General features: G+C 73.6%; 11 protein-coding genes. 8 read left to right on the top strand and 3 right to left on the bottom strand.

Annotated features, from left to right (window positions below):
* Window positions 1-86: 86 nt before the first annotated feature.
* Both A8W25_RS11275 and A8W25_RS11270 read right to left on the bottom strand, forming a co-directional pair.
* A complete protein-coding gene (locus A8W25_RS11275) occupies window positions 87-1,106 on the bottom strand; it encodes a Gfo/Idh/MocA family protein (RefSeq protein ID WP_067159249.1) in 1,020 nt (339 codons plus the stop codon).
* 4 nt (window positions 1,107-1,110) lie between these two features.
* Complete coding sequence (locus tag A8W25_RS11270) at window positions 1,111-2,013, bottom strand: sugar phosphate isomerase/epimerase family protein (RefSeq protein ID WP_067159245.1); 903 nt, start codon at window positions 2,011-2,013, stop codon at window positions 1,111-1,113.
* A 140-nt stretch (window positions 2,014-2,153) separates the two neighbouring features.
* On the opposite strand from A8W25_RS11270, the gene iolC reads away from it, so the two are divergent.
* The 5 genes from iolC to mmsA are packed head-to-tail and all read left to right on the top strand — an operon-like array spanning window position 2,154 to window position 8,228.
* Complete coding sequence (gene iolC, locus A8W25_RS11265; protein WP_067159242.1) at window positions 2,154-3,110, top strand: 5-dehydro-2-deoxygluconokinase; 957 nt, start codon at window positions 2,154-2,156, stop codon at window positions 3,108-3,110.
* Window positions 3,111-3,112: 2 nt separating this feature from the next.
* The gene (locus A8W25_RS11260; protein WP_067161038.1) at window positions 3,113-4,006 is read left to right on the top strand and encodes a Cgl0159 family (beta/alpha)8-fold protein; all 894 of its coding nucleotides are present in this window, start codon (window positions 3,113-3,115) and stop codon (window positions 4,004-4,006) included.
* A 9-nt stretch (window positions 4,007-4,015) separates the two neighbouring features.
* Window positions 4,016-4,834: a 5-deoxy-glucuronate isomerase gene (gene iolB, locus A8W25_RS11255; RefSeq protein WP_067159239.1), complete on the top strand. Its 819-nt coding sequence runs from the start codon at window positions 4,016-4,018 to the stop codon at window positions 4,832-4,834.
* Window positions 4,831-6,711, top strand: a complete 1,881-nt coding sequence (iolD, locus tag A8W25_RS11250; protein ID WP_067159235.1) for a 3D-(3,5/4)-trihydroxycyclohexane-1,2-dione acylhydrolase (decyclizing) — start codon at window positions 4,831-4,833, stop codon at window positions 6,709-6,711. The genes iolB and iolD overlap by 4 nt, the downstream gene beginning before the upstream one ends.
* Window positions 6,712-6,725: 14 nt before the next feature.
* Window positions 6,726-8,228, top strand: a complete 1,503-nt coding sequence (gene mmsA / locus A8W25_RS11245; RefSeq protein WP_067159232.1) for a CoA-acylating methylmalonate-semialdehyde dehydrogenase — start codon at window positions 6,726-6,728, stop codon at window positions 8,226-8,228.
* Window positions 8,229-8,248: 20 nt separating this feature from the next.
* Here mmsA and A8W25_RS11240 read toward each other — a convergent pair whose 3' ends face one another.
* On the bottom strand, window positions 8,249-8,974 hold the full coding sequence (locus A8W25_RS11240; RefSeq protein WP_067159229.1) for a glutamine amidotransferase-related protein: 726 nt from the start codon (window positions 8,972-8,974) through the stop codon (window positions 8,249-8,251).
* 76 nt (window positions 8,975-9,050) lie between these two features.
* Between A8W25_RS11240 and A8W25_RS11235 the strand changes: the two genes are divergently transcribed.
* The 3 genes from A8W25_RS11235 to A8W25_RS11225 all read left to right on the top strand — a co-directional run bounded on the left by A8W25_RS11235 (window position 9,051) and on the right by A8W25_RS11225 (window position 12,556).
* Window positions 9,051-9,938, top strand: a complete 888-nt coding sequence (locus A8W25_RS11235) for a LysR family transcriptional regulator (RefSeq protein WP_067161034.1) — start codon at window positions 9,051-9,053, stop codon at window positions 9,936-9,938.
* Between the two features lie 343 nt (window positions 9,939-10,281).
* Window positions 10,282-11,679 carry an APC family permease gene (locus A8W25_RS11230; RefSeq protein ID WP_067159226.1) on the top strand — a complete coding sequence of 466 codons (1,398 nt, stop codon included), beginning with the start codon at window positions 10,282-10,284 and terminating at the stop codon, window positions 11,677-11,679.
* Between the two features lie 82 nt (window positions 11,680-11,761).
* Window positions 11,762-12,556: a maleylpyruvate isomerase family mycothiol-dependent enzyme gene (locus A8W25_RS11225; RefSeq protein ID WP_067159223.1), complete on the top strand. Its 795-nt coding sequence runs from the start codon at window positions 11,762-11,764 to the stop codon at window positions 12,554-12,556.
* Window positions 12,557-12,582 lie beyond the last annotated feature (26 nt).

Below are 12,582 nucleotides of genomic sequence, written 5' to 3'. Positions count from 1 at the left end.
GGCACGCCCCCGGCGCGCGAAACCGCAACGCCGCGCCCCCTGGGAGCGCGGCGCTGCCACTTCGGGTACGAGTCCGCCCCGCCCGGCTACGCGTACAGCCCCGGCCGTTCCAGGGCCGGTTCGACGCTCACCCGCTCGCCCGAGCGCTGGGCCCGTACGCCCGCCTCGCAGACCACGGCCGCCATATAGCCGTCCCAGCTGCTCGGGCCCTCGACGCGGCCCTGCCGGGTGGCGTCGACCCACGCCTGCACCTCGCGGTCGTACGCGTCGGCGAAGCGGGCCGTGAAGTCCTGCGGGAGCTCGCCGCCCCAGCGCCCGCCGGAGCGGACCACCGGGCCGGTCCCGGCGCCGGTCGAGGCGGCCCCGCGCTCGCAGACGGCCTCGCAGCGCACCTCGTAGCCGAAGCCGCAGTTGACGAAGATCTCGACGTCGACGACCGCGCCGCCCGCCGTCTCGAACAGCACGAGCTGGGGGTCCCCCAGGCCCTCCGGGGCGTACGAGGAGGGGCGCGGGCGGAGCACCTGGACGGCGGTGAGCTCCTGGCCGAGCAGCCAGCGGGCCGCGTCGACCTCGTGGACCACGGAGTCGCGGATCAGCATCTCGGTGGTGAAGAAGGAGGGGGAGGAGGCGTTGCGGTGGCGGCAGTGCAGGAACAGCGGCCGCCCCAGCCCGCCCTCGTCGAGCAGCGCCTTGAGGCGGGCGAACTCGGCGTCGTAGCGCCGCATGAACCCCACCTGCACCAGGCGCCGCCCCAGCCGGGTCTCGGCCTCCAGGACCCGCAGGGCCCCGCCCGGGTCCGGGGTGAGCGGCTTCTCGCAGAGCACGGGCAGCCCGCGCCGGAAGGCCTCCAGGAGCGCGGGCTCGTGGGCCGGGCCCGAGGAGGCGATCAGGACCGCGTCGACGCCCGGCGCGGCCATCGCGGCCGCCGGGTCGGTGTGGGCGGTGCAGCCGTCGATCGGGCCGGCGACCTCCTTGGCGCGCTCGGCGTCGATGTCGGCGACGGCGGCGACCCGGGCCCCGCCGGTCACGGTGGTGAGGCGGCGCACATGGTCGGCGCCCATCTTGCCGGTGCCGACGACGGCGATCCCGAGCGGTGCGGTGGTCATCGCCTCACGCCCCGCAGGAGCGCAGGAACGCGCGGGTGCGCGTGGCGATCGGCAGCGGGCGGTCCGGATCGCACGGGTACATGTCCTGCTCCACGATCGCGAACAGGTCGACGTCGAGCGCCTGGGCCGCGGCCAGGACCGGTTCGAGCGCGGGCACCCCGGCGGGCGGCTCGCACATCACCCCGCGGGCCACGGCGGGCCCGAACGGCAGCTCCTCGGCGTGCACCTGGGCCAGGATGTCCGGGTCCACCTGCTTGAGGTGGAGGTAGCCGATCCGCTCCCCGTACGTCTCGATGAGCTTGACGCTGTCGCCGCCGCAGTAGGCGTAGTGCCCGGTGTCCAGGCACAGGCTCACCAGGTCGGGGTCGGTGGCGTCGAGGAAGCGGGCGACGTTCTCCTCGCTGTCGATGTGGGTGTCGGCGTGCGGGTGCACCACGATCCGCAGTCCGTAGCGCTCGCGCACCTCGCGGGCGAGCCGCTCGGTCTGCCCGGCGAGGTCGCGCCATTGCGCGGCGGTGAGCGTGGAGCTCTCCAGGACCTCGCCGGTCTTGTCGTCGCGCCAGAACGCCGGGATGACGACGAGGTGCCCGGCGCCGCTCGCCCGGGTCAGCTCGGCCACGTCCGCCACGTGCTCCCAGGTCGTGTCCCACACCGCGGGGCCGTGGTGCAGCCCGGTGAACACGGTCCCGGCCGAGACGCGCAGGTTCCGGCGCGCGGTCTCGTCGGCGAGGCGCGCCGGGTCGGTGGGGAGATAGCCGTACGGTCCCAGTTCGATCCACCCGTAGCCGGCCCCGGCGACCTCGTCGAGGAAGCGGGACCAGGGGACCTGGCGGGGGTCGTCGGGAAACCAGACGCCCCAGGAGTCGGGGGCCGAGCCGATCCGGATGCGAGTCTTGGCCGTCGTCATGGGAACCAGCCTTCCGGGGGCGCCGGAACGGTGTCAAGGCTACGTCCGAATGTAAGGACAAAAGATTGACAGGGCCGGTCCGGGGCGGCTAGACCTGGGACCGCCGGACAGGCCCAGGGTCGCCGATGAAGGGGGCGTGCATGGAGGCGGTTCCGTACGACGTGATCACCATGGGGCGGATCGGGGTGGACCTCTACCCGCTCCAGACCGGCGTGCCGCTCTCGAAGGTGACGTCGTTCGGCAAGTTCCTCGGCGGCTCGCCCTCGAACGTGGCGGTCGCGGCGGCCCGGCTGGGGCGCCGCACCGCTGTGATCACCGGCACCGGCCAGGACCCCTTCGGGGAGTATCTGCGCACGGAGCTGGGCGAGTTCGGGGTCGACGCGCGCTGGGTGAAGGGCGTGCCGGGCCTCGCGACCCCGATCACCTTCTGCGAGATCTTCCCGCCGGACGACTTCCCGCTCTACTTCTACCGCGCGCCCAAGGCCCCCGACCTGGAGCTGTACGAGGCGGACCTCGACCTGGACGCGATCCGCGCGGCCCGGATCTTCTGGGTCACCGGCACGGGCCTGAGCGTCGAGCCGAGCCGGTCCACCACGCTGGCGGCGCTGGCCGCCAGGGCCCGCACCGGCACCACCGTCCTCGACCTCGACTGGCGGCCCATGTTCTGGAGAGACCCCGACGAGGCGCGGCCGTACTACCGCGAGGCCCTGCGCCACGCGACCGTCGCCGTCGGCAACATCGACGAGTGCGAGGTGGCCACCGGGGAGCGCGAGCCGCATGCCGCCGCCCGGGCGCTGCTCGCGGCCGGGGCCGAGCTCGCCGTGGTGAAGCGGGGGCCCGAGGGGGTGCTCGCCGTCCACCGGGACGGCGGCGCCGCCGAGGTGCCGCCCGTCCCCGTCGAGGTGGTCAACGGGCTCGGCGCCGGGGACGCGTTCGGCGGGGCGCTCTGCCACGGGCTGCTGGCCGGCTGGGACACCGGGCAGCTGATGCGGTACGCCAACGCCGCCGGCGCGATCGTCGCCTCCCGGCTCGCCTGCTCCTCCGCGATGCCCTTCCCGGACGAGGTCGAGCGCGTACTCGCGGGAGGAGAAGCGTGAGCATCCCCATCAGCCCCGGCGAGCTCGCCCGGGTGCGCACCCGCAATCCCGAGGCCGTCGCGGAGGCGGCCGCCCGGCGTCTGCGGCGTCCGCTGGTGCGGGACTCCGGGCGGCTGCTGATCGTCGCGGCCGACCACCCCGCCCGGGGCGCGCTCGGCGTCGGCGGCGACGCGTTCGCCATGGCCGACCGGTCCGTCCTGCTGGAGCGGCTCTGTCTGGCGCTGTCCCGGCCCGGCGTCGACGGGGTGCTGGCCAGCGCGGACATCCTGGAGGACCTGCTGCTCCTGGGGGCCCTGGAGGACAAGGTCGCCATGGGGTCGATGAACCGGGGCGGGCTCGCCGGGTCCGCCTTCGAGCTCGACGACCGCTTCACCGGCCACCGCGCCCAGGACCTCGCCCGGCTCGGCTTCGACGCGGGCAAGCTGCTGCTGCGCCTGGACTACGACGACCCCGGCTCGCTCGACACGCTGCACTCGGCCGCCCGCGCCATCGACGAGATGGCGGAACGTCGACTGCCGGTCTTCGTGGAGCCGTTCATCTGTCACCGGCGCGACGGACGGCTGCGGAACGATCTCGGCGCGGACGCCGTGACGCGCTCGCTCGCCATCGCCTCCGGACTGGCCGGCACCTCGGCGTACACCTGGCTGAAGGTGCCCGTCACCGAGGACCCCGACGACATGGCCCGGGTGATGGCGACCACCACACTGCCCGCCGTGCTGCTCGGCGGGGACATCGGCAGGACGCCGGAGGAACAGGAGGCGGCGTACGAGAAGTGGCGCGGCGCGCTGCGACTGCCCACCGTGCAGGGGCTGGTGGCCGGGCGCACCCTGCTCTATCCGGCCGACGGCGACGTGGCGGGCGCGGTGGACATCGCCGCCGGGCTGCTGAAGGGGTAGGGATCGGGCATGGACGAGCACAAGGACGAGCTGTTCGTACGGGCCCGGAGCGCCTCCCGTGAGGAGTACGCCCTGGACATCGGCCCCGAGCGGGCCGGCTGGGGCTACTCGGGGCTGCGGGTGCTGGAGCTGGCGCCGGGCGGGGAGCACTCCTTCGCCACCGGCGACAGCGAGTGGATCCTGCTGCCCCTCGACGGCGGCTGCACCGTACAGGTGGAAGACCGGACCCTGGAACTGCTGGGCAGGGAGAGCGTGTTCGCCGGAGTCTCCGACTTCGCCTACCTCCCGCGCGACGCCCATGCACAGATCGCCTCCGGCGCGGGAGGCCGTTTCGCCCTGGCAGGAGCGAGGTGCGAGCGCCGACTCCCCGCTCGCCGCGGCCCCGCGCCGGAGGTGCCCGTGGAGCAGCGCGGCTCGGGCGTCAGCGCCCGCGAGGTGCGCAACTTCGCCGCCGCCGACGTCTTCGCCTGCGACCGGCTCATCGCCGTCGAGGTGATCACCCCGGGCGGCAACTGGTCCTCCTACCCGCCCCACAAGCACGACGAGCACGTGCCCGGGCGGGAGTCGGAGCTGGAGGAGATCTACTACTTCGAGTTCGCGACCCCGCGCGGCTTCGGCTACCAGCGCGTCTCGCCCTCGCGGCCGGGCGGCGCCGAGGTGCTCGCCGAGGTCCGCACCGGCGACGCCGTCCTCGTCCCCGACGGCTGGCACGGCCCTTCGATCGCCGCACCCGGGCACCCCATGTACTACCTGAACGTGATGGCGGGCCCCGGCGCACGCGAGTGGCGGATCAGTTTCCACCCCGACCATGCGGAGGGCTACCGATGAGCGGTACGACCAGGCGTCTGACCACCGCGCAGGCGCTGCTCGCCTTCCTCTCCCGGCAGTACACCGCCCGCGCCGGGACCGAGCGGCGACTGATCGCCGCCACCTGGGGGATCTTCGGCCACGGCAACGTCGCCGGGATCGGCCAGGCGCTCCTGGAGCCCGGCAGCGACATGCCGTACCACCAGGGCCGCAACGAACAGGCCATGGTGCACGCGGCCGTCGGCCACGCCCGTCAGTCGGGGCGGCTCTCGGCGCACGCGGTGACCACCTCGATCGGGCCGGGCGCCACCAACCTCGTCACGGGCGCGGCGCTGGCGACCGTCAACCACCTTCCGGTGCTGCTGCTGCCCGGCGACGTGTTCGCCTCCCGCCCGGCCGACCCGGTCCTCCAGCAGCTCGAAGTCCCGTACGCGGGCGATGTGTCGGTCAACGACTGCCTGCGTCCCGTCTCCCGCTACTTCGACCGGATCACCCGGCCCGAGGCGCTGATCCCGGCCGCGCTCGCCGCGATGAGCGTGCTCGCGGACCCGGCCAGGACCGGCGCGGTCACCCTGGCGCTGCCGCAGGACGTACAGGCGCAGGCGTACGACTGGCCGGAGGAGTTCTTCCGGCGGCGGGTGTGGCGGGTGCGGGCCCAGCAGCCGGACCCGGTGGAGCTCGCCGAGGCCGCGGCCCTGCTGCGCTCCGCCCGGCGCCCGCTGGTCGTCGCGGGCGGCGGGGTGCACCACGCCCGCGCCGAGGACGCCCTGCGGCGCTTCGCCGAGCGGACCGGCATCCCGGTCGCCGCCACCCAGGCGGGCAAGGGCTCACTGCCGTACGACCACCCGTGCGACGTCGGCGGCATCGGCCACACCGGGACCGCAACGGCCGACTCGCTGGCCCGCGAGGCCGATGTCGTCCTCGGGGTCGGCACCCGCTGGACCGACTTCACCACCGCCTCCTCCACCCTCTTCCAGAACCCCTCGGTCCGCTTCGTCGGGCTCAACGTCAACGGCGCCGACGCCCACAAGCTGGGCGCGCTCCAGCTCGTCGCGGACGCCCGCGCGGGCCTCGAAGCGCTCACCGAGGCCCTCGGCGAGTACCGCGTCGCCCCCGCCTACGCGACCGGTTACGGCGAGGCGAAGGCCGCCTGGGAGGACCGGGTCACCGCCGCCTACACGCCCGAGGACGAGGACGCCCGCCCCACCCAGGCCCAAGTCCTCGGCGTACTCGACACATTGGTCACCGGCGACGACATCCTGATCAACGCGGCGGGCTCGCTCCCGGGCGATCTGCACAAGCTCTGGCGGACCCGCTCGCGCGACCAGTACCACGTCGAGTACGGCTACTCCTGCATGGGATACGAGATCCCGGCGGCGATCGGGGTGGCCCTGGCGGCGCCCGGCCGCCCGGTGTGGGCGCTGGTCGGCGACGGCACGTATCTGATGAATCCGACCGAGATCGTCACCGCGGTGCAGGAGAACCTGCCGATCAAGGTGGTGATCCTGCAGAACCACGGATACGCCTCGATCGGCGGTCTCTCCGCCTCGGTCGGCGGCGAGCGCTATGGCACCGCGTACCGCTTCAAGGCGCCCGACGGCACCTGTACGGGCGAGCCGCTGCCGGTGGACCTGGCGGCCAACGCGGCCTCCCTGGGGATGGCCGTACTGCGCCCCAAGACCGTTCGTGACCTGCGCGAAGCCCTCGCGGCCGCCCGTGCGGCGGACCGTCCTACATGTGTCTACGTCGAGACCGAAACGGCAGACACTGTGTCGGGCCCGCCCCCGGCGCAGGCGTGGTGGGATGTTCCCGTGGCCGAGACCGCGACCCGCTCGTCGGCGGTCGAGGCGCGCGAGGAGTACGACCGGCAAGTCGCAGCCCGACGCCGCCATCTCTGAAGGAGTTTCCTGTCATGACGAAGACCGTCAACCACTGGATCGGTGGCAAGATCGTCGAGGGCGCGTCCGGTTCGTTCGGCCCGGTCACCGACCCCGCGACCGGCGCCGTCACGACTCAGGTCGCCTTCGCGAACACCGACGAGGTGGACGCGGCGGTCGCCGCCGCCCGCGAGGCGTACGCGACCTGGGGCCAGTCCTCCCTGGCCCAGCGCACCACGGTGCTGTTCAAGTTCCGCGCGCTCCTCGACGCCAACCGCGACGCGATCGCGGAGCTGATCACCGCCGAGCACGGCAAGGTGCACTCGGACGCGCTCGGCGAGGTCGCCCGCGGTCTGGAGATCGTGGATCTGGCCTGCGGGATCAACGTCCAGCTCAAGGGCGAGCTGTCCACGCAGGTCGCCAGCCGGGTGGACGTCGCCTCGCTGCGCCAGCCGCTCGGTGTGGTCGCGGGCATCACGCCGTTCAACTTCCCGGCGATGGTGCCGATGTGGATGTTCCCGCTCGCCATCGCCTGCGGCAACACCTTCGTCCTCAAGCCCTCGGAGAAGGACCCGTCGGCGGCGATGAAGATCGCGGAGCTGCTGGGCGAGGCCGGGCTGCCCGACGGCGTCTTCAACGTCGTGCACGGCGACAAGGTCGCCGTCGACCGCCTCCTTGAGCACCCGGACGTGGCCGCCGTCTCCTTCGTCGGCTCCACCCCGATCGCCCGGTACATCCACACCACGGCCTCCGCGAACGGCAAGCGCGTCCAGGCCCTCGGCGGCGCCAAGAACCACATGCTGGTCCTGCCGGACGCCGACCTGGACGCGGCCGCCGACGCCGCCGTCTCGGCCGCGTACGGCTCGGCGGGCGAGCGCTGCATGGCCATCTCGGCCGTCGTCGCGGTGGGCGCGATCGGCGACGAGCTGGTGGCGAAGATCCGCGAGCGCGCCGAGAAGATCAAGATCGGCCCCGGCGACGACCCGGCCTCCGAGATGGGCCCGCTGATCACCGCCGCCCACCGCGACAAGGTCGCCTCCTACGTCACGGGCGCCGCCGCCCAGGGCAGCGAGGTCGTCCTGGACGGCACCGGTTACACCGTCGAGGGCTACGAGGACGGCCACTGGATCGGCCTGTCGCTGCTCGACAAGGTGCCGACGTCCGCCGACGCCTACCGGGACGAGATCTTCGGCCCGGTGCTGTGCGTGCTGCGCGTGGAGTCGTACGACGAGGGCCTGGCGCTCATCAACGCCTCGCCGTTCGGCAACGGCACCGCGATCTTCACCCGTGACGGCGGCGCGGCCCGCCGCTTCCAGCTGGAGGTCGAGGCCGGCATGGTCGGCGTCAACGTGCCGATCCCGGTGCCGGTGGGCTACCACTCCTTCGGCGGCTGGAAGGACTCCCTCTTCGGCGACCACCACATCTACGGCAACGACGGCACGCACTTCTACACCCGCGGCAAGGTCGTCACCACCCGCTGGCCGGACCCCTCCGACGCCCCCGCGGGCGTCGACCTGGGCTTCCCGCGCAACCACTGAGCACGGGCCCCGGACGCGCGCTACCCGGCGTGCCGTACGGCCGCGGCCGCGAAGCCCCGGACCACGGGGTGCGGCCGTGTGCCGTCCCCGTACAGCTCCGGCTGGAAGAGCGTGGCCAGGAAGAACGGGTGGCCGGGCAGCTCGGCGACGCGGACGGCGCCCTCGCCGTCCGTGCCGCTGAAGCGCAGCCCGTGCGCGCGCAGGGTGTCCAGGTGCCGGGGGTCCGGGCCGAAGGAGCAGTGGTAGCGCTCCACCGTCCGCTCGGCGCCCAGGAGCCGCTCGGCCAGTGAGCCCGGCGCCAGCTCGACGGTGCCCTCGTGGCCGAGCAGCGAGCAGGCCAGCGGAACGATCAGCGCGTCCCCGGGCAGCGCCTGCGGGTCGTTCTCGGCGTGCCGGGCGTCGGTCAGGCCGCAGACATCGCGGGCGTATTCGAGCAGCGCGTGCTGGAAGCCGCCGCAGGTGCCCAGGAAGGGAACGCCCTGCTCCCGGGCCGTGCGCGCGGCGGCCACCGCCCCGGCCTCGCTGCGGTACGGGCTGCCCGGCAGCAGCCAGATCCCGTCGAACCCGGCCAGGCCCTCGGCCGCCTCCTCCGAGGGGATCCAGTACGCGTCCAGATCGAGCCCGTCGCGCTCGCGCAGGGCGTCCAGGAGGAGCGGGATCCGGGTGTGGGAGCGGACGGTGGGGGAGCGGTCGCCGACGAGGGCGAGCCGGGCGGTGCGGGCGGTCTCGTGGTCTTCATCCGTCATGGGCCCATCCTCGAAGCCCCGCCCCCATCGCGTCCAACGATGATCCCTGTACCGGGTATCAGTGATACTGATGCGCATGGATCCGCATCTGCTGCGCACCCTCGTCGCCGTCGTGGAGCACCGCTCCTTCTCGGCCGCAGCCCAGGCGCTCGGCTATACGCAGTCGGCCGTCTCGCAGCACATCGCGGCCCTGGAGGCCGACCTCGGCGCCAAGCTGGTGGAGCGGCGCCCGGTCGGGCCGACCGCGGCGGGGGAGCGGCTGATGGAGCACGCCCGGCCGCTGCTGCTGCGCCTCGACGCGGCCCGCGCGGATCTCGCCCGGCTGCACACCGTGCGCACCACCAGCCTCACCGTCGTCTGCACCCCGGCCGCGCTCACCCCCTCCCTGGCCGCCGCCCTCGCCCGGGTGCGGCGGGCCGCGCCGGGGCTCGCGGCCGGGGTGCGGGTGCTCGGCCCGGGCGAGGTGGTGCGGGCGGTGGTGACCGGGGAGGCCGACCTGGGCCTGGTGGACGGGGCCGCCGCGCCCAACGACCCGCTGCCGCTGCCGGACGCCGGGCCCATGGTGACGGTGACGGTCGCCGAGGAGCCCCTCGCGGTGCTGCTGCCCGCCGGACATCCGCTCGCGGGCCGGGCGGCACTGCGGCTGGCGGACCTGGCCGACGCCCACTGGATCGACGCGCCGGACACCGCCGTCCCGCTCGCCCAGCTCCGCGCCGCCGCCCACGCCGACGGCTTCCGGCCCCGACTGGCGTACGGCGGAAGCGACTTGCGGGGCCTGGCGCGGCTGGTGGCGGCCGGGCACGGGCTCGTCGCGACGGGGCTCACGGCGGCGGCCGGGGAGCCGGGGACGGTCGCGGTCCGGGTCCGCGCGCCGCGTCTGGTCCACCGTACGGAGGCGGTGCACCCGCGCACGCCCGCCGGCCCGGTCCCGGCGCTGGTCGAGGCGCTCGGGCACACCGGCTGACGCGAGGCGGTGACCACGGGTAACCGCAGGCCTGGCACGGGGTGCCAAGGCGGTTCCGACATACGGAATCCCGCAAACTTTTTCGGCGCGGGGGCTGCGATTCCCGTACCGGCCGATCATGCGCTTTTGTTGCGCTCTTAACGCCGGATCAGTGCCGGAAGGGCGTCTGGACGATGAATTCCGTAGGTGAACAGCTATTGACCTGCGGATCGCGTGGAGATTGAAATGGCGGCCCGGGAGCGACCCACCACTCACCACCGGGGCCGGACGGGCCCCGGAGCACCACCCGGAGGTCGATAGCGCTCCCCGCTCACACCCCCACCCGCCGATCGGACGCACATCGATGACCGAAACGCTCAGCCCGCCCCACGTCCTCTCCCCGGCCACGGGCGAGGCCCCCAAGAAGCTCAAGCGTTCCATCGGCGTCGTGGGCGGGACCCTGCTCACGCTCTCCTGCGTGACGCCCGCGTCGACCCTCTTCGTGGTCGTGCCCGACCTCTTCTCCAGCCTCGGCACCTACACCGCGCTGACCATCGCCATCGGCTCGCTGCTCTGTATCGGCGTCGCGTTCTGCTACTCGGAGCTGGGCACCCTCATCCCCAGCGCGGGCGGTGAGTACGCGATGGTCTCCACGCTCGCCGGACGGCTCGCGGGCTGGCTGGTGTTCGTCCTCTCCCTGCTCGTCGTGATGATCGTCCCCCCGGTCATCGCCATGGGCACCGCCGACTACCTGGCCCCGCTCGTCCACATCCCGGCGCCCGTCGCCGGCGGCGGCGTGATGCTGCTCGCCACCCTCGCCGGACTGCTCGACCTGCGGGCCAACGCCTGGATCACCGGCATCTTCCTGGTACTGGAAGTGGTGGCCGCGGCCGTCGTCGCCGTCCTCGGCTTCTCCCACAGCGAGCGCGGCGCCTCCTCCCTCGTCCACGGCACGGTCGCCGCGGACGGCGGTACGCACTCCACGGTCACCGCGATGATGGTCGTCTCGGGCCTGGCCATCGCCCTCTTCATCACCCAGGGCTTCTCGACCGCCGTCTACCTCTCCGAGGAGCTGGAGCACCCGCGCCGCAACGTGGCCCGGACCGTGCTCGCCACCCTCGTCATCTCCACCGCCGTCATCCTCGTCCCCGTCGTCGCCATCACCCTGGGCGCCTCCGATCTCTCGGCGCTCACCTCCGGCGACATCAGCGGCATGGTGACCGCCTGGTCCAACTCGGCCGTCGGCACCTTCGTCAGCCTGTGCGTGGCCCTCGCCATCGTCAACGCGGGCATCGTGATGGTCATCCAGAACTCCCGCGTCCTGTTCGCCTCGGCCCGCGACAAGGCCTGGCCCGAGCCGGTCAACCGCGGTCTGTCCCGGCTCGGCCGGTTCGGCTCCCCGTGGGTGGCCACCCTGCTGGTCGGCGTCCCCGGCGCGGCCCTGTGCTTCGTCAACCTCGACACCCTGTACGGCGTCACCGGCGTTTCGGTCACCGGCATGTACCTGCTGGTCGCGGTCGCCGCCCTGCTCAGCCGCCGCGGCCGGCACCGCGAGACGGCCGCCTGGCGGATGCCGCTGTGGCCCGCGGTCCCGGTGGTCCTGATCGCCGTCCTCGCGTACATCCTCACCCAGCAGGAGACGCGGTACCTGCTGTGGACGGGCGGCATCACGGCCGTCGCCACCCTGTACTGGGCGTTCTACCTGCGCCCGCGCCGCGAGACGCGGTGGCTGGTGAGCATTCCCGAGGACGAGCAGGCCTGAGCCTTGTACCCCGGCGGGGTCTGTCCGGATTCGGCGGTTCATCCGCGGGACGCAACGGGCGGGCCCCGCCTAGGGTTTGGGTATGACTGCCGCGCACTCGCCTCTCGACCACGACTTCTACTGTTCCGAAATCCTGCGACAGACCGACGCGTTGAGGGCCCACCTGACCGGTGCCGAGCTCTCCGTCACCGTACCGACCTGCCCCGACTGGACGCTCAGGGAGCTCGCCGTCCACGTCGGCGGTGCCCACCGCTGGATCGCCGAGATCGTCCGTACGAAGTCCACCGCCGTCGTCCCCCAGGAGCGCGTCCCCGCCTTCGACGGCCCCGAGAAGGACGAACCGGAGGCGCTGGACGCCTGGTTGGCGGAGGGCGCGGCCCTCTGCGCCGACACCCTGCGGACGGCCGGGGCCGACCAGGCCGCCTGGACCTGGGCGGGCGAGGCGACCGCCGGGTTCTGGGCGCGCCGGATGACCCACGAGACGGTCGTCCACCGCGCGGACGCGGCCCTGACCGTGGGCACGGAGTACGTGCTCGCGCCGGAGGTGGCCGCCGACACGATCGACGAGTGGCTGGAGATCGTCACCTACGTCCAGGCCGCCAAGCTGGCCCCCGCCGCCGCCGAACTGCGCGGCCCCGGCCGCAGCATCCACCTCCACGCCACCGACGCGCCCGGCGCCGAGTGGCTGATCGAGCTCGGCGAGGACGGGGTGAGCTGGCGGCGCGGCCACGAGAAGGCCACGGTGGCCCTGCGCGGCCCGCTCACCGACGTCCTCAGCGTCTTCTACCGGCGGCTTCCCGCCGACAGCCCCCGGGTCGAGGTCCTGGGAGACGCCGGGCTCCTGGACTTCTGGCTGGAGCGGGCCTCCTTCGGCTGAGCGGGCGCCCGCCGGGCGTACTCCCG

The organism is Streptomyces sp. ERV7 (genome assembly GCF_001653515.1).
Lineage (GTDB): Bacteria > Actinomycetota > Actinomycetes > Streptomycetales > Streptomycetaceae > Streptomyces.
Note: the sequence above shows the minus strand (reverse complement) of the source record. Positions and strands in the feature narration are given on the sequence as shown.

Excerpts from the sequence above, each read along its gene's own strand:
- iolB (WP_067159239.1), top strand. The coding sequence starts at position 4,016 with ATGGACGAGCACAAGGACGAGCTGTTCGTACGGGCCCGGAGCGCCTCC.
- mmsA (WP_067159232.1), top strand. The coding sequence starts at position 6,726 with ATGACGAAGACCGTCAACCACTGGATCGGTGGCAAGATCGTCGAGGGC.
- A8W25_RS11240 (WP_067159229.1), bottom strand. The coding sequence starts at position 8,974 with ATGACGGATGAAGACCACGAGACCGCCCGCACCGCCCGGCTCGCCCTC.
- A8W25_RS11275 (WP_067159249.1), bottom strand. The coding sequence starts at position 1,106 with ATGACCACCGCACCGCTCGGGATCGCCGTCGTCGGCACCGGCAAGATG.
- A8W25_RS11235 (WP_067161034.1), top strand. The coding sequence starts at position 9,051 with ATGGATCCGCATCTGCTGCGCACCCTCGTCGCCGTCGTGGAGCACCGC.
- iolD (WP_067159235.1), top strand. The coding sequence starts at position 4,831 with ATGAGCGGTACGACCAGGCGTCTGACCACCGCGCAGGCGCTGCTCGCC.
- A8W25_RS11270 (WP_067159245.1), bottom strand. The coding sequence starts at position 2,013 with ATGACGACGGCCAAGACTCGCATCCGGATCGGCTCGGCCCCCGACTCC.
- A8W25_RS11230 (WP_067159226.1), top strand. The coding sequence starts at position 10,282 with ATGACCGAAACGCTCAGCCCGCCCCACGTCCTCTCCCCGGCCACGGGC.
- A8W25_RS11225 (WP_067159223.1), top strand. The coding sequence starts at position 11,762 with ATGACTGCCGCGCACTCGCCTCTCGACCACGACTTCTACTGTTCCGAA.
- iolC (WP_067159242.1), top strand. The coding sequence starts at position 2,154 with ATGGAGGCGGTTCCGTACGACGTGATCACCATGGGGCGGATCGGGGTG.